This is a genomic window from Streptomyces sp. NPDC088725 (assembly GCF_044751305.1).
Taxonomy (GTDB): domain Bacteria; phylum Actinomycetota; class Actinomycetes; order Streptomycetales; family Streptomycetaceae; genus Streptomyces.
This window is the reverse complement of sequence record NZ_JBIVLO010000003.1, coordinates 63036-80713: the sequence shown is the minus strand read 5'-3', so window position 1 is coordinate 80713 and position 17678 is coordinate 63036. Positions and strand designations below refer to the sequence as shown.

At 68.5% G+C, this 17678-nt stretch carries 14 protein-coding genes; 10 read left to right on the top strand and 4 right to left on the bottom strand.

All coding sequences use genetic code 11. The features are described from left to right. Positions 1-100: 100 nt before the first annotated feature. The 3 genes from ACIP6N_RS07355 (at position 101) to ACIP6N_RS07345 (ending at position 2395) form a co-directional block, all read left to right on the top strand. Positions 101-1180: a hypothetical protein gene (locus ACIP6N_RS07355; protein ID WP_401813639.1), complete on the top strand. Its 1080-nt coding sequence runs from the start codon at positions 101-103 to the stop codon at positions 1178-1180. Between the two features lie 72 nt (positions 1181-1252). Then, positions 1253-1696 carry a MarR family winged helix-turn-helix transcriptional regulator gene (locus tag ACIP6N_RS07350; RefSeq protein ID WP_401813637.1) on the top strand — a complete coding sequence of 148 codons (444 nt, stop codon included), beginning with the start codon at positions 1253-1255 and terminating at the stop codon, positions 1694-1696. A gap of 138 nt (positions 1697-1834) precedes the next feature. Continuing rightward, complete coding sequence (locus ACIP6N_RS07345; RefSeq protein ID WP_401813635.1) at positions 1835-2395, top strand: isochorismatase family protein; 561 nt, start codon at positions 1835-1837, stop codon at positions 2393-2395. A 60-nt stretch (positions 2396-2455) separates the two neighbouring features. Here the strand turns inward: ACIP6N_RS07345 and ACIP6N_RS07340 are convergent, their stop codons facing one another. The 4 genes from ACIP6N_RS07340 to ACIP6N_RS07325 all read right to left on the bottom strand — a co-directional run bounded on the left by ACIP6N_RS07340 (position 2456) and on the right by ACIP6N_RS07325 (position 6503). Further along, a complete protein-coding gene (locus ACIP6N_RS07340) occupies positions 2456-3244 on the bottom strand; it encodes a succinate dehydrogenase/fumarate reductase iron-sulfur subunit (protein WP_401813634.1) in 789 nt (262 codons plus the stop codon). Beyond that, a complete protein-coding gene (locus tag ACIP6N_RS07335; RefSeq protein WP_401813633.1) occupies positions 3241-5187 on the bottom strand; it encodes a fumarate reductase/succinate dehydrogenase flavoprotein subunit in 1947 nt (648 codons plus the stop codon). The genes ACIP6N_RS07340 and ACIP6N_RS07335 overlap by 4 nt, the downstream gene beginning before the upstream one ends. A gap of 175 nt (positions 5188-5362) precedes the next feature. Further along, the gene (locus ACIP6N_RS07330) at positions 5363-6214 is read right to left on the bottom strand and encodes a hypothetical protein (protein ID WP_401813632.1); all 852 of its coding nucleotides are present in this window, start codon (positions 6212-6214) and stop codon (positions 5363-5365) included. A gap of 58 nt (positions 6215-6272) precedes the next feature. Then, positions 6273-6503, bottom strand: coding sequence for a hypothetical protein (locus tag ACIP6N_RS07325; RefSeq protein WP_401813630.1), 231 nt, complete (start codon positions 6501-6503; stop codon positions 6273-6275). Between the two features lie 334 nt (positions 6504-6837). Here ACIP6N_RS07325 and ACIP6N_RS07320 point away from each other — a divergent pair, with 334 nt between their 5' ends. The 7 genes from ACIP6N_RS07320 (at position 6838) to ACIP6N_RS07290 (ending at position 17558) form a co-directional block, all read left to right on the top strand. Beyond that, entirely contained in the window at positions 6838-9096 is a 2259-nt protein-coding gene (locus ACIP6N_RS07320) for an ABC transporter substrate-binding protein (RefSeq protein ID WP_401813628.1), read from the top strand. Between the two features lie 316 nt (positions 9097-9412). Next, entirely contained in the window at positions 9413-11287 is a 1875-nt protein-coding gene (typA, locus tag ACIP6N_RS07315) for a translational GTPase TypA (RefSeq protein WP_401813627.1), read from the top strand. Between the two features lie 430 nt (positions 11288-11717). Continuing rightward, positions 11718-13352, top strand: coding sequence for an ABC transporter substrate-binding protein (locus ACIP6N_RS07310; protein ID WP_401813625.1), 1635 nt, complete (start codon positions 11718-11720; stop codon positions 13350-13352). Between the two features lie 137 nt (positions 13353-13489). Continuing rightward, a complete protein-coding gene (locus tag ACIP6N_RS07305; RefSeq protein ID WP_401813623.1) occupies positions 13490-14416 on the top strand; it encodes an ABC transporter permease in 927 nt (308 codons plus the stop codon). Further along, positions 14409-15347 carry an ABC transporter permease gene (locus tag ACIP6N_RS07300; protein ID WP_401813622.1) on the top strand — a complete coding sequence of 313 codons (939 nt, stop codon included), beginning with the start codon at positions 14409-14411 and terminating at the stop codon, positions 15345-15347. Before ACIP6N_RS07305 ends, ACIP6N_RS07300 begins: the two co-directional genes overlap by 8 nt. Positions 15348-15358: 11 nt before the next feature. After that, positions 15359-16417, top strand: a complete 1059-nt coding sequence (locus ACIP6N_RS07295; protein ID WP_401813620.1) for an ABC transporter ATP-binding protein — start codon at positions 15359-15361, stop codon at positions 16415-16417. Continuing rightward, positions 16410-17558: an ABC transporter ATP-binding protein gene (locus ACIP6N_RS07290; protein ID WP_401813618.1), complete on the top strand. Its 1149-nt coding sequence runs from the start codon at positions 16410-16412 to the stop codon at positions 17556-17558. Before ACIP6N_RS07295 ends, ACIP6N_RS07290 begins: the two co-directional genes overlap by 8 nt. Positions 17559-17678: the final 120 nt, after the last annotated feature.

Below are 17678 nucleotides of genomic sequence, written 5' to 3'. Positions count from 1 at the left end.
GCCCAGGGGGGCCTGGGGCTCGCAGTGGAAGGGCAGCTCACTCAGTTCAGCGGTTCAGGGATCGGGTTCTGTCGGACAGGCCCGAGGGGGAGGGGCAGTCATGCGTGCACAGCTGCGCGGATTCGGCCGGATGCTGAGACGGGGCTGGGGGAGCCCACGCGCGCGGTGGCCCAAGCGCCTCGCGTCGGCGCTCGCCGTCCTGCTGGTCGTGCCCCTCGTCGCGGGCGCCGTCGCCCTGCGGGTCAGTGACACGGGCGACCTCAAGGACGGCACGCGGACCCGTGGCCGTGACGCCATCTGGCTGGGCCACGCCTGGGTCGACGGCCGGAAGAAGGACGCGGATCTCGCCGCGTTCGCGCGACGGATCCAGGGGACCGGCATCCGCGACCTGTACGTCCACGCCGGGCCGCTGGAGCACGACGGCACCCTGCCCACCGCCGCGTACCCGCGCGCCCGGTGGCTGATCGCCGCCGTGCACCGCGTGATCCCGGGCGTACGCGTGCAGGCCTGGCTCGGTGACGAGCTGGCCACCGAGAAGCCGGACGGCCTGCGCCTGGAGCGGGCCGCGACCCGCTCCGCCGTTGTGACCTCCGCCCGGCAGATCCTGGACGCGGGCTTCGACGGCGTCCACTTCGACCTGGAGCCGCTGCACTCCGGCGACCGCGACTACCTCTCGCTCCTCGACGACCTGCGCGACCTCACCCGGTCACGGGACGTGCCGCTCTCCGTCGCCGCGCACCAGATCGACCCGCTGCCCGGGCTGCACTCAGTCAGGGGCTTTACCACCGGACATCCCAAATGGTGGTCGCAGGCGTTCTTCGCCGAGGTCGCGCGCCGGGTCGACCAGGTCGCCGTCATGTCGTACGACACGGCCATGCCGCTCCAGAGCCTGTACGGCGGATACGTCGCCCAGCAGACCACGCTCGCGCTCGAAGTGACCTCCGGGTCAACGGACTTGCTGATGGGCCTGCCGTTCTACTACGAGGACGACATGAGCCACCACGGGCACGCGGAGACGGCCGCGGCCGCGATCCACGGCGTGCGCCTCGGGCTCGGGCGCACGGATCGCGACCGGGAGCGCTTCGGGGTCGCGCTCTACGTCGATTTCGCGGCCTCGGAGGCCGACTGGACCGCCTATCGCAAGGGATGGGGCTGCGCGCCGGCCGGGTGCCGGAAGTAGGGCCGGCGGAAGCTCCTACGAGATAGACAGGAAGCCTTGCAAGATTGCCTGTCTATCTCTTAGGCTCGGGGCATGTCAGAACAGGCCGGAGATCCGACCGCCGAGCAAGTCGCCGTCGACATGGGCGCCGTCGTCGGCACCCTGATACGGCGGCTGCGGTCGGCCTCGCCCGACGGCGGGCTCACGCCCACCCAGCGGTCCGTCCTGGCGCGGCTCGTCAGGGAGGGGCCCGCCACCACGGCCGCGCTGGCCCGCGCCGAGTACGTACGGCCGCAGTCCATGCGGCTGACGCTCGGCGCCCTGGAGGAACGGGGGATGACCGAGCGCTCGCCCGACCCCGACGACGGCAGGCAGTCCGTCGTGTCCGTCTCCGAGGCGGGCCGCCGCACGCTGGACGGAGTGCGCGCCGCCAAGAAGGACTGGCTCACGGAGGCGATCGCCTCCGAACTGGACGGCGCCGAACGCCGGGTGCTGGCCGACGCCGTGGTGCTCCTTCAGCGGCTGGTCGAGAAGTAGCCGCCGCAGCAACCGCGTTCCGCCTTCCGTCCGTTCAACTCCCCTCCGAGCAGCAGGCCTTCCGGCCCCCGGGCTCATGACTCCCCTCTCCGACCCTCCGCACTCTCCGCCCCCACCGCACACCGCAGGAGCAGCACCATGAGCGCCACCACTCTCGATCCCCGGACCGCCCTGGTCGTCGTCGACCTCCAGAACGGCATCGTCCGCATTCCCTCCGCCCAGCCCCACACCGCGGCCGACATCGTCGAGCGTTCCGGCCGGCTCGCCGCCGCCTTCCGCGAGAAGGGGCTGCCGGTCGTACTCGTACGCGTCACCGGCGGTGCCCCCGGCCGTACGGAGAACTCGCGAGGCGCCGGCGGTGAGCTGCCCGCCGACTGGGCCGACCTGGCCCCCGGCCTCGGCCGGCAGGACAGCGACATCGTGGTCACCAAGCAGGTGTGGGGCGCCTTCCACGGCACCGACCTCGACCTCCAGCTGCGCCGCAAGGGCGTCACGCAGGTCGTGCTGACCGGCGCCGCCACCAGCATCGGCGTCGAATCCACCGCCCGCGCCGCCTACGAGCACGGCTACAACGTCACCGTCGCCGTGGACGCCGTGACGGACATGGACGAGAGCGCACACCGCAACGCCGTGGAGAAGATCTTCCCGCGCCTCGGCGAGACGGACACCACCGACGCGATCATCAAGCTGCTCGGCTGAGTCCGCGGGCGCGTACGAGGCAGGGCCCGCGTCCGGCCCGGACGCGAGCTCTGCCTCCGGTCACCGTTCGCCGCGCCGCCGGATCTTGTCGCCCAGCCACACCAGCGGGTCGTACTTGCGGTCCACCGCCCGCTCCTTCAGCGGGATCAGGGCGTTGTCCGTGATCCTGATGCCCTCGGGGCACACCTCCGTACAGCACTTGGTGATGTTGCAGTAGCCCAGGCCGTGTTCGTCCTGCGCCGTCTTCCTGCGGTCGAGCCCCGACTCCCCGGCCGCGTCCAGCGGATGCATGTCCAACTCGGCCACCCGCATGAGGAATCGCGGTCCGGCGAAGGCGGTCTTGTTCTCCTCGTGATCACGCACCACGTGGCAGGTGTCCTGGCACAGGAAGCACTCGATGCATTTACGGAACTCCTGCGAGCGCTCCACGTCGATCTGCTGCATCCGGTACTCACCGGCCGCCACCCCCGGCGGCGGCACGAACGCCGGTACCTCTCGCGCCTTCTGGTAGTTGAAGGACACGTCCGTCACCAGGTCCCTGATCACGGGGAACGCGCGCAGTGGCGTGACGGTGACCGTCTCCTCGCGTGAGAAGACCGACATCCGGGTCATGCACAGCAGCCGTGGACGGCCGTTGATCTCCGCGCTGCACGAACCGCACTTGCCCGCCTTGCAGTTCCAGCGCACCGCCAGATCCGCGGCCTGGGTCGCCTGGATGCGGTGGATGATGTCGAGAACGACCTCCCCGTCGTTCACCTCGACGGTGAAGTCCTTCAGTCCGCCGCCGCCGGCGTCACCGCGCCAGACCTTGAAGGCGGCCTCATAGGTGGTGGAAGCGCTCGTACTCACTCGTGCAGCTCCTCTGCGGCAAGGTACTTGGCCAGCTCTTCCCGGTCGAACAGGGCGAGCAGGTCGGGACGGATCGGCTCGGTCGTCGTGCGGGTGAGGGTGATCCGGCCCTGCGCCGGACCGGAGGCCGCGAGATCATCCGTGGGATCGGTCAGCCGGCAGAGCAGGTTCACCCGGCGCCAGTCGGCGTCCATGGCCGGCCGGTCCTCGCGGGTGTGGCCGCCGCGGCTCTCCGTACGCTCCAGGGCGGCCCGTGCGACACACTCGCTGACCAGCAGCATGTTCCGCAGGTCGAGCGCGAGGTGCCAGCCCGGATTGAACTGCCGGTGCCCCTCGACTCCGGCGCGCCCGGCCCGTACGCGCAGACCGGCCAGTCTCTCCAGTGCCTGTTCCATCTCGGCCTCGCGCCTGATGATGCCGACCAGGTCGTTCATCGTCTGCTGGAGTTCCTGGTGCAGGGTGTACGGGTTCTCCGGCGGCTTCCCGCTCTCCTCGTCGGGCCCCGGGGTCTCGGCGCTGAACGGGCGCAGCGCCTCGGTCGCGGCCGCGTCGATCTGGGTCTCGTCCACGGCGGGGCGCTCGCCCGCGCCGAACCCGGTCGCGTACCCGGCCGCGTGGAGTCCGGCCCGCCGCCCGAACACCAGGAGGTCGGAGAGGGAGTTGCCGCCGAGCCGGTTGGAGCCGTGCATCCCGCCCGCGACCTCGCCCGCCGCGAAGAGGCCCGGCACACCGGGGGCGGCGGCGGTCTCGGAGTCGACGGCGACGCCGCCCATCACGTAGTGGCAGGTGGGTCCGACCTCCATCGCCTCCGTCGTGATGTCGACGTCCGCCAGCTCCCTGAACTGGTGATACATCGACGGCAGCCGGCGCTTGATGACCTCGGCGGGCATCCGGGTCGAGACGTCGAGGAACACACCGCCGTGCGGAGAGCCGCGGCCCGCCTTGACCTCGGAGTTGATGGCCCTGGCGACCTCGTCACGCGGCAACAGCTCAGGCGGGCGGCGGTTGTTGTCCGCGTCCTCGTACCAGCGGTCGCCCTCCTCCTCGGTCTCCGCGTACTTCTCCTTGAAGACATCGGGGATGTAGTCGAACATGAACCGCTTGCCGTCGGCGTTGCGCAGCACCCCGCCGTCGCCGCGCACCGACTCGGTGACGAGCAGCCCCTTGACCGAGGGCGGCCAGATCATCCCGGTCGGATGGAACTGCACGAACTCCATGTTGAGCAGCGGAGCGCCCGCGAGCAGGGCCAGCGCGTGCCCGTCGCCCGTGTACTCCCAGGAGTTGGACGTCACCTTGAACGACTTGCCGATGCCGCCGGTGGCGAGCACGACGGACGGCGCCTGGAGGACGAAGAAGCGCCCGGACTCCCGCTCGTAGCAGAAGGTGCCGGCGACGCGGTCGTTCTCCTTCAGCACCCGGGTGACCGTGCACTCCTGGAAGACCTTCAGGCGCGCCTCGTAGTCGCCGGACTCCCGGAAGTCCTCCTGCTGGAGCGAGACGATCTTCTGCTGGAGGGTGCGGATCAGTTCCAGACCGGTGCGGTCGCCGACGTGCGCGAGGCGCGGGTATTCGTGGCCGCCGAAGTTGCGCTGGGAGATCCGGCCGTCGGCCGTACGGTCGAAGAGCGCGCCCCAGGTCTCCAACTCCCATACGCGGTCCGGTGCTTCGCGAGCGTGCAGCTCCGCCATCCGCCACTGGTTGAGGAACTTTCCGCCGCGCAGGGTGTCGCGGAAGTGCGTCTGCCAGTTGTCGCCGGAGTTCACATTGCCCATGGAAGCGGCTATCCCGCCCTCCGCCATCACCGTATGGGCCTTGCCGAAAAGGGACTTGCAGATGATGGCCGTACGGGCGCCGCGCTCGCGCGCCTCGATGGCGGCCCGCAGCCCGGCGCCGCCCGCGCCCACCACCACGACGTCCCATTCCTGGCGGTCGAGTCGAGTCATGTACGGAGCCCCCTGGGTCGTGTTGCGGAAGTAGCGTCGTCCGCCCGGAGGGCGGGCCACGCGGCGTTCGGTGCGTGCGATCGCAAGGCGGAGGATCGCTCGTGTACTGGCCGCACTCGGGCGACTCCGGCAATGCGGTGAGCGTGCGTGCCGGGCGTCGCGGGGCAGACAGGCCCTAGAGGAAGCGGGGGTCGGCGAACGTCCCGGTGGCGAGCAGGTAGACGTAGAAGTCGCAGACGGCGACGCTGATCAAGGACGCCCAGGCGAGCTGCATATGGCGGTTGTTCAGCTTGCCGACCCAGCCCCAGAGCCGGTAGCGCACCGGATGGGCGGAGAAGTGCCGCAGCCGCCCGCCGATGACGTGCCGGCAGGAGTGGCAGGAGAGGGTGTACGCCCAGATCAGCACGATGTTCACGACGAAGACCAGCGAACCGAGGCCCATATGGCCCCAGGCGTAGGTCTCGTCGCGGAAGGAGAGCACCGTGTCGTACGTCAGGACGCAGGCGACGAGCAGCGCCGCGTAGAAGAAGTACCGGTGGATGTTCTGGAGGATCAGCGGGAAGCGGGTCTCGCCGCTGTACTTCGTGTGCGGCTCGGCGACGGCGCAGGCGGGCGGCGAGGCCCAGAAGCCCCGGTAGTACGCCTTGCGGTAGTAGTAGCAGGTCAGCCGGAAGCCCAGCGGGAAGATCAGGATGAGCAGCGCGGGCGACAGGCCCCACCAGCTGCCGAACAGATCCCAGTTGGGGCCGTGCCGCATCGGCGCGCAATTGTCCGCGACGCAGGGCGAGTAGAACGGTGAGACGTAAGGCGCCGCGTAGTAGTGGGATTGCACGAACGCCCGCCAGGTCGAGTACACGATGAAGGCGAGCAGCCCGGCGGCGGTTCCGGCGGGCGCCAGCCACCAGCGGTCGGTCCGCAGGTGGCCGGCGGCGATGGATGCGCGGGTGGGGCCGCGTACGCCGGTAGCGCGTACGCCCCTGCCGCCTAAGCCCGTGCTGTCTGGTGGAGGTTGGGTGCCGGTGGCCAACGAGTTCTCCCAGGGCCGGTGTTCAGGAATGGAGCCGGACTCTCCGTACCGGTGCGGCTCAGGGTGCGCGCCGGTCGCGTACGCCCAGGCCCTCGTCGTCCGAGTCCGTCCACAGCGCGGTGTCGTACGGGGTGTCGGGGATGCTGACCAGGGAGGTGGCACGGCCGGCCGGCGGGGACCCGGCCTCCGTCCCGCGCAGCTCGGCGACTGTCCGTTCCAGCCGTCCGACCGTGCGGACCAGGTCGTCGATGCAGCCGCGGACCGCTGTCAGTTCTTCCTGCAGGGACATGAAAAGTCCTCACTTCCGCTGTCGCGGATGGCATGCGGGGGTCCGGGGAAGCAGGCCCCGGAGGTCTCTGTATGCGCCTGAGAGTGTTGCGTGTCACACCCGGCCTTCACAAGGGTTTCGGTCCGTCTCTAGGGGCTTTCGGCTCCCGGGGCACGGGCGCGGGCCGATTCGGCTCGCCGTCCCGGGGTGCCGGTGGTGCTGTTGCGCCGCATGGGTGGCGTTTGGGCGCCGTCGCGCCGTGTCGCCGCGTCCATCCTCTTTTCGTCCTCTTCAGTGGGTGGGCAATAGGTGTGATCATCCCTAAATTCCACAATCAGGACGAAGAGGTAAAGCCATGTCCCACGTCGGTGCCCCACGCGGGAGGACATGCTCCCGGACCCTCCGCTCCGTCGCGCTCCTCACCACCGGTGTACTCGCCCTGCCCGCCCTGTCCGGGTGCAGCTCGGACAAGGACGGCGGCGGCTCGCAGGCCGCCCCCGCGGACATCGCGCCCGCGGCCCGGGACGAGGTCGCGCAGGGCGGCACGCTGCGCTGGGCGGTCGACACCATGCCCGCGACGCTCAACGCCTTCCAGGCGGACGCCGACGCCTCCACCTCCCGCATCGCCGGCGCCGTGCTTCCCGCCCTCTACACACTCGACGGCGGCGGCCGCCCGCAGCTCAATCCGGACTACCTGGAGTCCGCGAAGACAGTGGACCGTGAGCCCAAGCAGGTAGTCGTCTACAAGCTCAACCAGCAGGCGGTCTGGAGTGACGGACGGGAGATCGGGGCGCCCGACTTCGTCTCCCAGTGGCAGGCGCTGCGCGGCAAGGACTCCTCGTACTGGACCGCGCGCAACGCCGGTTACGAGCGGATCGAGAAGATCGAGCGCGGCGCGGACGACCTGGAGGTGCGGGTCACCTTCAACAAGCCCTACGCGGACTGGAAGTCCCTCTTCACCCCGCTGTACCCGAAGCAGGTGACGGGTACCGCGAACTCCTTCAACGACGGCGCCAGGACCACGCTGAAGGCGACGGCGGGCCCCTTCCTGCTCAAGGGAGTGGACCGCAAGGGCAAGGAGGCCGCACTCGTCCGCAACCCGCGCTGGTGGGGGTCGCCCGCCAAGCTCGACTCGATCCTCCTGCGAGCGGTCTCCGGCAAGGAGCGCGCCAGGGCCGTGAAGGCCGGCGATCTCGATCTCGCGGACGTAGACAGCGGAGCGGCGGACCGTATCTTCGACGGGGGCAAGGGCACGGCCGGCGGAGCCGGGCAGCCGCTCGCCCAGGGTCCCGGCGCCTCCCCGGGACCCTCGCTGCACGCCTGGGCCGTGGTGCCCAGCCCAGCGCCCTCGAACTCGAAGGCCTCGGCCCAGCCCGCCGACCGGCATCCGGTGGCGCTCGGACCGTACGCGGCGGGGCAGCGCGGGCCGCACGGTTACGTGATCCGCAAGTCGCTCGCGCCCGCGTACACACAGCTCGCGCTGAACGGTGAGTCGGGACCGCTCGTGGACGACAGGGTACGGCGGGCCGTGGCCCGCGCGCTCGACCGCAAGGAGCTGGCCCGGTTCGTGCTGGGGCCGCTCGGACTGCCCGCGCACCCGCTCGGCAGCCACCTGGCGCTGGCGGGTCAGCAGGCGTACGCGGACAGCAGCGACGCACTCGGCGACCAGAACACGCACGAGGCGCAGGCCCTGCTGACCGACGCGGGCTGGACGCCCGGCGGAGCCGTCAAGCTCCCGGCCGGTACCAAGGCGGGCAGCGAGGGCGAGAGCAGGAAACCCGGGGCCGAGAAGACCGACAAGGCTGAGAAGGAGGACGCGGAGAAGAAGGACGCCGAGAAGAAGGCGGCCGGCACCAAGACTGCCTCGGCCAAGCCGTCCACCTCCGCGAAGCCCTCCGCCTCCGCCTCCGACGAGGCCGAGGCCGAGGACGGTGACGAGGACGACAACAAGCCCGCCAGGGCCCCCGGCTCCGATCCCAAGGACCAGAAGCCCGGAGGCATGGCAGGCGCCTACGCCCCACGTGGTACGGCCGCCCCCGCCGCCGGCCCGCGTGCTCCGCTCGGCAAGAACGGCAAGGCCCTCTCGCTGCGCTTCGTGCTCCCCGCCGGCGAAGGCTCGGAGTCGCTGCGGGCCGTCGGCGAGCGGATCGCGCGGATGCTGGACCATGTCGGTATCGGCACCCAGATCATCAAGGTCGACGACGACAGCTACTTCAAGGACCACATCGCCTCCGGCGACTACGACCTGGCCCTCTACTCCTGGCCCGCCAGCGCCTACCCGGCGACCGACGGACGGCCGATCTACGCCAAGCCCGTGCCCGCCTCCGACGGCTCGCTCGTGGTGGAGCAGAATTACACCCGCGTCGGAACCGATCACATCGATCAGCTGTTCGACCAGGCAGCCGGTGAGCTGGACGAGAAGGCCTCCCGCGCTCTCCTGAAGAAGGCGGACGCCAGGATCTGGGCCGCGGCGGGATCCATTCCGCTCTACCAGCGGCCGCAGCTGGTGGCCGCCAGGTCCAATCTCGCGAACGCGGGCGCCTTCGGCCTCGCCACCCCGCGCTACCAGGACATCGGGTTCCGGGCCGGAACTGAAATTCCGGGGAAGAAGTAACAGCCGCCGCGGGAATACCAGACGAAGTCGCTGATCAGAGCGGAATGATCAGCCCAGAACGGACATCGCGAGCTTGCCCGCCGGGCTGTCGGCGGGCAAGCTCGTACCGCCTTGACCCGGGCAGCTCAGCACCTCCTCAGCACTCCTCGCGCCACCCCCTCACGCCCCCCTGAACCACCGGTATCCAGCCCCAGCGATCGGACCGGGAAGCCCTTGGTGCGCCAGGCCCGTACCATGGGACGAGCCGTGGCGTGTCCGCCCGGCGGGCGGTACGACGAAACGCCGCATCCCACGATCGAGAGAAGCGCCAGCCAGCATGCCCACGCGCCACGACATCCGTAACGTCGCCATCGTCGCCCACGTCGACCATGGCAAGACCACTCTGGTCGACGCCATGCTGAAGCAGGCCGGCGCGTTCGCCGCGCACGCCGCTGAGCACCTCGACGACCGGATGATGGACTCGAACGACCTGGAGCGTGAGAAGGGCATCACGATCCTGGCCAAGAACACGGCCGTGAAGTACCACCCCAAGTCGGGTGGTGATGTGATCACGATCAACATCATCGACACCCCCGGCCACGCCGACTTCGGCGGCGAGGTCGAACGAGGCCTGTCGATGGTCGACGCGGTCGTGCTGCTCGTCGACGCCTCGGAGGGCCCCCTCCCGCAGACCCGGTTCGTTCTGCGCAAGGCGCTCGACGCGCGCCTGCCCGTGATCCTCTGCATCAACAAGACCGACCGTCCCGACGCCCGGATCGACGAGGTCGTCGACGAGACGTACGACCTCTTCCTCGACCTGGACGCCGACGAGGACCAGATCGAATTCCCGATCGTCTACGCCTGCGCCCGTGACGGCATCGCCTCGCTGACCAAGCCGGAGAACGGCACGGTCCCCACCGACAGCGAGAACCTGGAGCCGTTCTTCAGCACCATCCTGGAGAGCGTCCCGGCCCCGGAGTACGACGAGTCCGCGCCGCTCCAGGCTCACGTCACCAACCTGGACGCCGACAACTTCCTCGGCCGTATCGCGCTGTGCCGCGTCGAGCAGGGTGAGCTGAAGAAGGGCCAGACCGTCACGTGGATCAAGCGTGACGGCACGATGTCCAACGTCCGCATCACCGAGCTGCTGATGACCGAGGCGCTGACCCGCAAGCCGGCCGAGAAGGCCGGCCCCGGTGACATCTGCGCCATCGCCGGTATCCCGGACATCATGATCGGCGAGACGCTGGCCGACCCGGAGAACCCGATCGCGCTGCCGCTGATCACGGTCGACGAGCCCGCGATCTCGATGACCATCGGTACGAACACCTCGCCGCTGGTCGGCAAGGGCGGCAAGGGCCACAAGGTCACCGCCCGCCAGGTCAAGGACCGCCTCGACCGCGAGCTGATCGGTAACGTCTCGCTGCGCGTCCTGGACACAGAGCGCCCGGACGCCTGGGAGGTCCAGGGCCGCGGTGAGCTGGCGCTGGCGATCCTCGTGGAGACCATGCGCCGGGAAGGCTTCGAGCTGACCGTCGGCAAGCCCGAGGTGGTCACCAAGCACGTCGACGGCAAGCTGCACGAGCCGATCGAGCGCATGACGATCGACTGCCCCGAGGAGCACCTCGGCGCCATCACGCAGCTGATGGCGACCCGCAAGGGCCGTATGGAGACCATGACCAACCACGGCTCGGGCTGGATCCGCATGGAGTGGATCGTCCCGTCCCGCGGCCTCATCGGCTTCCGTACGGAGTTCCTGACGCAGACCCGCGGTACGGGCATCGCCCACTCCATCTTCGAGGGCCACGAGCCGTGGTTCGGCGACCTGCGCACCCGTAACAACGGCTCGCTCGTCGCGGACCGCGCCGGTTCCGTGACGCCGTTCGCGATGGTCAACCTCCAGGAGCGCGGGGTCATCTTCACCGACCCCGGCACCGAGGTCTACGAGGGCATGATCGTCGGCGAGAACTCCCGCGCCGACGACATGGACGTGAACATCACCAAGGAGAAGAAGCTCACCAACATGCGCGCCGCCTCCGCGGACACCACGGAGAACGTCGTGCCGCCGCGCAGGCTCTCCCTGGAGCAGTCGCTGGAGTTCTGCCGCGACGACGAGTGCATCGAGGTGACCCCGGAGACGGTCCGGATCCGCAAGGTCGTCCTGGACCAGAAACTGCGTGGCCGCGCGGCCTCCCGCGCCAAGCACGGCTGACGTAGCATCCGGACATCCGGCGCAGCGCCTGACGATCTGTCATGACGACGGCCCGGCACCCGCGGATTCCGCGTGGTGCCGGGCCGTTCGTCAACCCGTTTTCCCGCACCGTGTGTCCGTATTTCGGACACCGTTCTCCGGAAGTTGTGTTAACAGTCCGTTTCGGGCGTGTCTGTCTGCACTTACTTTGTCCGGATATAAGGCAAGCGCGGCCCGCCGATGTTGTCAAAACGAGACCCTTTAAGTGTGGTTTACAGCCCGGTCGTACTCAATAGTTGGCTCATCGAGCTCGGGTCAATGGGTCATGCGCGGTGGGGAGCGCCGACTCACGAGCACACTTCAGGGCATTTTCGGAGCGCGTCGACAGGGGTGTCACCGCGCGTAGACAGTGCCTTTTTCAGGTGATCAGTGGACTCATGAGGAGGAACCCATGCGTGGTGCCAAGAGCGCTAAGTGGGTGGCGGGAGCGGCAGTCGTCGCCCTGGCAGCTACGGCCTGTGGCAGCAGCGATTCGGGTGACGGCAAGGGCGACAAGGCCGCGGTGAACGCCAAGGGCGTCTACAGCTACCAGAGCACCGAGCCGCAGCACCCGCTCCAGCCCGCCAACGCCATGGAGGTCGGCGGCGGTCGCATCGTCAAGAACCTCTTCCGGGGTCTGGTGAACTACGACCCGGCCGACGGCAAGCTGCGCAACGCGATGGCCGAGAAGATCGAGACCAAGGACGCTCAGCACTACGACGTCACGATCAAGTCCGGCTGGACCTTCCACGATGGCACCCCGGTGACCGCCGCGTCCTTCGTCGACTCGTGGAACTGGTCGGCGGACGTCAAGAACAACCAGGTCAACAGCAACTGGTTCTCCGACATCGTCGGCTACTCGGACGTCCACCCCGACAAGGGCGACCCGAAGGCGGACAAGATGTCCGGCCTCAAGGTCGTGGACGACACGCACTTCACGATCGACCTGACGAACCCGGTCTCGTACTTCGAGTACAAGCTCGGCTACACCGCCTTCTCCCCGCTGCCGAAGGTCTTCTTCACCGACCCGGCGAAGTACGGCGAGAGCCCGATAGGCAACGGCCCCTACAAGTTCGTCAAGTGGGAGCACAACAAGGCCGTCACGCTGGCCGCGTACCCCGACTACAAGGGTGACGACAAGCCGAAGAACGGCGGCATCGTCTTCAAGAACTACACGCAGGCCGAGGCCGCCTACAAGGAACTGACCTCGGACACGCTGGACGTGCTGGACCAGGTCGACCCGACCGACCTGACCAACTACAAGGCCGACCTCGGTGACCGCGCGGTCGACCAGCCGCAGGGTGGCATCGTCTCCGTCGCCTTCGCGACCTACAGCCCCGGCTGGAAGGACGCCGACAAGGCCAAGGTCCGCCAGGGCCTGTCGATGGCGATCGACCGCGACACCATCACCAAGACGGTGCTGCAGGGTTCGCGTCTGCCCGCCGACAGCTGGGTCCCGCCGGGCGTCGCCGGTTACAAGAAGGACACCTGTGGCGAGGCGTGCACCTACAACCCGGCCAAGGCCAAGGAGCTGATCAAGGCCGGCGGTGGCGTCCCGAACAACAAGGTCACCATCCTGTACAACGCCGACGGCGGTCACAAGGAGTGGGTGGACGCCACCTGCAACTCCATCCGTCAGGCCACCGGTGTGGACTGCGCCGGCGCTCCGAAGCCGGACTTCAAGACCGCTCGTGACCTCATCGACGGCCACAAGGTCGACAGCATGATGCGTTCCGCGTGGGTGCAGGACTACCCGCTGAACGCGAACTTCCTGCGGGACATCTACGGCACCGGCGCTTCGGCGAACGACTCGCTGTACTCCAGCCCGGAGTTCGACAAGCTGGCGAAGGCCGCCGACAAGGCCACCTCGGTCGAGGAGACCACGTCGCTGTACCAGCAGGCCGAGACGGTTCTGGCGAAGGACATGCCGTCCATCCCGCTCTGGTACTACAAGACGAACGCCGGCTGGTCGAACAACGTCCAGAACGTGAAGTACGACTCCTTCGGTGACCCGGTCTTCACCGACGTCGAGGTCAAGCAGAAGTAATCAGGTCGGCACCGCTGGCCCACCCCACGCTCCGCTTGCGGAGCAGGCACCTGTGAAGACGGCAGCCGGCGTACTGCTCCTCCCGAGAGGGAGGGGCGTACGTCGGCCGTCGTCGCGCCGACACCAATGGAGGCACGATGGGGCGCTACGTCGCGAGGCGACTGCTCCAGATGATCCCGGTCTTTATCGGGACCACACTGCTCATCTTTCTGATGGTCTACGCCCTGCCGGGCGACCCGGTCCGAGCCATGTGGGGGGACAAGGCACCGGATCCCGCTCAGCTGGCGGCCATCAAGCATCAACTCGGTCTGGATCAACCCCTGTGGAAGCAGTACGGGGACTACATCTGGAACCTGCTCCACTTCGACTTCGGCACCACGCTGGCGGGCCGCGAGGTGACGGACGTCATCGGCGAGGCCGTGCCGGTCACGATCAGGCTGGCCCTGCTGGCCTTCGTGATCGAGCTGGTTCTCGGCATCACGCTGGGCGTGGTGTCCGGAATCCGCCGCAACAAGCTGGCCGACAAGATCGTTCTGGTGGTGACCCTCGTGGTCATCTCCATCCCGGTCTTCGTCCTCGCCTACATCTTCCAGACGGTCTTCGCCGACAACCTGCACTGGGTCACGCCCACCGTGCAGGACTCGATGAACTGGTCGCAGCTGCTGCTGCCCGCGTTCGTCCTCGGCTCGCTGTCCCTGGCCTACGTGGCCAGGCTGACGCGTACCACGATCGTGGAGAACGTCCGCGCCGATTACATGCGCACCGCGGTGGCCAAGGGCCTGCCCAGGAGGCGGATCATCTTCCGTCACCTGCTGCGCAACTCGCTGATCCCCGTGGTCACCTTCCTCGGTACCGACCTCGGAGCCCTGATGGGCGGCGCGATCGTCACCGAGGGCATTTTCAACGTGCAGGGCATCGGAAACGCCCTGTACCGGGCTGTCAACCAGAAGGAAGGCGCCACGGTCGTCGGTTTCGTCACCGTCCTCGTCCTCGTCTATCTCGTGGCCAGCCTGCTCGTCGACCTGCTCTACGCGGTCCTGGACCCGAGGATCCGGTATGCCTGAAGCCACCATTGAGAAGACGGGGACCGAAGAACAGGGAACGCCGCCCGTCGCCGGGCAGCAGCAGGAGAAGGCCCGCAGTCTCTGGTCCGACGCCTGGGGCGAACTCCGGCGCAAGCCGGTCTTCATCATCTCCGCGCTGCTCATCCTGATTCTGATCGTCATCGCGCTGGTCCCCGGACTGTTCACTTCCGTGGACCCCCGGGCCGCGGATCTGCGTGATCACTATCTGACGCCGCCGAACTACGGTCACCTCTTCCAGGGCGACTGGTTCGGATACGACGGACAGGGCCGCAGCATCTACTCGCGGATGCTGTACGGCGCCCGCGCCTCGATCACCGTGGGTATCTGCGTGACCGCCGCGGTGACGCTGTTCGGCGGCCTGGTCGGCATGCTCGCCGGGTACTTCGGCGGCTGGCTCGACGCGCTGATCTCCCGGATCACCGACATCTTCTTCGGCATCCCGATCATGCTCGGCGCCCTGGTGATCCTCAACGCGTTCACCGACCGCACCGTGTGGAGCGTCGTCTTCGCGATGACGTTCCTGGGCTGGACCCAGATGGCGCGTGTCATGCGCGGCTCCGTGATCACCACGAAGGCGTCCGACTACGTCACCGCCGCCAAGGCGCTCGGCGCGAGCACTCCCCGGATCATGCTGAGGCACATCCTGCCGAACGCGATCGCTCCGGTGATCGTGGTCGCGACCATCGCCCTGGGCGGCTACATCTCCCTGGAGGCCACGCTGAGCTATCTCGGCATCGGCCTGCAGGACCCGACGATCAGTTGGGGCATCGACATCTCGTCGGCCAAGAATGTGATCCGCACGGCTCCGCACGCACTGTTCTTCCCTTCGGGCATGCTCAGCGTCACGGTCCTCGCGTTCATCATGCTCGGCGACTCGGTGCGCGACGCTCTCGATCCCAAGTTGCGCTAGGAGGGCGTACGTTGACCACCATCGATAACACCGCGGACGTCCCCGCGTCCCGTACGGGAGACGAGAGCGGCGCTCCGCTGCTCGATGTCCGTGACCTGCACGTCGAATTCCACACCCGTGAGGGCGTCGTCAAGGCCGTCAACGGAGTCAACTACTCCGTGGGCGCCGGCGAGACGCTGGCCGTGCTCGGCGAGTCCGGCTCCGGCAAATCGGTGACCGCCCAGGCGATCATGGGCATTCTCGACATGCCGCCCGGGAAGATCCCGCACGGCGAGATCCGCTTCCGCGGCCAGGACATGCTCGCGATGTCCAACGAGGAACGCAGGAAGATCCGTGGCCGGAAGATCGCCATGATCTTCCAGGACGCCCTTTCCGCGCTGAACCCCGTCGTGTCCGTCGGGACGCAGCTCGGTGAGATGTTCCGCGTCCACGAAGGGCTGTCGAAGAAGGAGGCCAGGGCCAAGTCCATCGAGCTGATGGACCGGGTCAGGATCCCGGCGGCCAAGGAGCGGGTCGGGGACTACCCGCACCAGTTCTCCGGCGGTATGCGCCAGCGCATCATGATCGCCATGGCGATGGCGCTGGAACCCGAGCTGATCATCGCCGACGAGCCGACCACCGCGCTCGACGTCACGGTGCAGGCCCAGATCATGGAACTGCTCGCGGAGCTTCAGCGCGAGCTGAACATGGGGCTGATCCTGATCACCCACGACCTCGGTGTCGTCGCGGACGTCGCCGACAAGATCGCGGTGATGTACGCCGGACGGATCGTCGAGACGGCCCCCGTCCACGACATCTACAAGGCGCCCGCCCACCCGTACACCCGGGGTCTGCTCGACTCGATCCCGCGCCTGGACCAGAAGGGCCAGGAGCTGTACGCCATCAAGGGCCTGCCGCCCAACCTGCTGAAGATCCCGGCCGGTTGCGCGTTCAACCCGCGCTGCCCCAAGGCGCAGGACATCTGCCGTACGGAGGAGCCCCCGCTGCTCCAGGTGACCGGGCGGGACGGCGGCGAGCTGCCGGGACGCGGCAGCGCCTGCCACTTCTGGAAGGAGACGCTCCATGCCTGAGCTCAGCGACAACAACGAGCCGGTGGACGCCACCCCGAATCTGGCGCGGACCGTGACCTCGGACGCGGTCGGCACCGCCGAGGTCGAGGCGGCCATCGAGGCGCCGGTCGAGCGCGGCGAACCGATCCTCCAGGTCCGCAACCTGGTCAAGCACTTCCCGCTGACCCAGGGCATCCTGTTCCGGAAGAACGTCGGCGCGGTCAAGGCCGTGGACGGCATCTCCTTCGACCTCTACCAGGGCGAGACCCTGGGCATCGTCGGTGAGTCCGGCTGTGGCAAGTCCACCGTCGCCAAGCTGCTGATGACGCTGGAGCAGGCCACGGCCGGCGAGGTCTTCTTCAAGGGCCAGGACATCACCAAGCTGTCCGGGCGCGCCCTGAAGGCGGTCCGCAGGAACATCCAGATGGTGTTCCAGGACCCGTACACCTCGCTCAACCCGCGGATGACGGTCGGCGACATCATCGGCGAGCCCTTCGACATCCACCCCGAGGTGGCTCCCAAGGGCGACCGGCGCCGCAAGGTGCAGGAACTGCTCGATGTCGTGGGTCTGAACCCGGAGTACATCAACCGCTACCCGCACCAGTTCTCCGGCGGTCAGCGCCAGCGCATCGGCATCGCGCGCGGACTCGCGCTCAACCCCGAGATCATCATCTGCGACGAGCCCGTCTCGGCGCTGGACGTCTCGGTGCAGGCGCAGGTCATCAACCTGATGGAGCGGCTGCAGGACGAGTTCAACCTGTCGTACGTCTTCATCGCGCACGACCTGTCGATCGTCCGGCACATCTCCGACCGCGTCGGTGTGATGTACCTGGGCAAGATGGCCGAGATCGGCACGGACACGCAGATCTACGACCACCCGACCCACCCGTACACGCAGGCGCTGCTGTCCGCCGTGCCGGTGCCGGACCCGGAGGCCCGCGAAGGCCGCGAGCGGATCATCCTCACCGGTGACGTGCCGTCCCCGGCCAACCCGCCGTCGGGCTGCCGCTTCCGCACCCGCTGCTGGAAGGCGCAGGACAAGTGCGCCACCGAGATCCCGCTGCTGGCGATCCCGGAGCGCTTCAAGGACTCGTCGGGCCCGGTCGCCCACGAGTCGGCGTGCCACTTCGCCGAGGAGAAGGACGTCGTCCACGCGGCCTGATCCCTCCTTGTACGTACGCGCGAACGGCGGCGCCCGGACCTTCCGCAGGTCCGGGCGCCGCCGCGTTCCCGGGAACCGGCATCCCAGGGCTCGGGTCAACCCGGACCGGTTCTTGCGAGC

Coding starts and splice junctions, on each gene's coding strand:
- ACIP6N_RS07355 (WP_401813639.1), top strand. CDS start 101: ATGCGTGCACAGCTGCGCGGATTCGGCCGGATGCTGAGACGGGGCTGG.
- ACIP6N_RS07350 (WP_401813637.1), top strand. CDS start 1,253: ATGTCAGAACAGGCCGGAGATCCGACCGCCGAGCAAGTCGCCGTCGAC.
- ACIP6N_RS07345 (WP_401813635.1), top strand. CDS start 1,835: ATGAGCGCCACCACTCTCGATCCCCGGACCGCCCTGGTCGTCGTCGAC.
- ACIP6N_RS07335 (WP_401813633.1), bottom strand. CDS start 5,187: ATGACTCGACTCGACCGCCAGGAATGGGACGTCGTGGTGGTGGGCGCG.
- ACIP6N_RS07325 (WP_401813630.1), bottom strand. CDS start 6,503: ATGTCCCTGCAGGAAGAACTGACAGCGGTCCGCGGCTGCATCGACGAC.
- ACIP6N_RS07320 (WP_401813628.1), top strand. CDS start 6,838: ATGTCCCACGTCGGTGCCCCACGCGGGAGGACATGCTCCCGGACCCTC.
- typA (WP_401813627.1), top strand. CDS start 9,413: ATGCCCACGCGCCACGACATCCGTAACGTCGCCATCGTCGCCCACGTC.
- ACIP6N_RS07310 (WP_401813625.1), top strand. CDS start 11,718: ATGCGTGGTGCCAAGAGCGCTAAGTGGGTGGCGGGAGCGGCAGTCGTC.
- ACIP6N_RS07305 (WP_401813623.1), top strand. CDS start 13,490: ATGGGGCGCTACGTCGCGAGGCGACTGCTCCAGATGATCCCGGTCTTT.
- ACIP6N_RS07300 (WP_401813622.1), top strand. CDS start 14,409: ATGCCTGAAGCCACCATTGAGAAGACGGGGACCGAAGAACAGGGAACG.
- ACIP6N_RS07290 (WP_401813618.1), top strand. CDS start 16,410: ATGCCTGAGCTCAGCGACAACAACGAGCCGGTGGACGCCACCCCGAAT.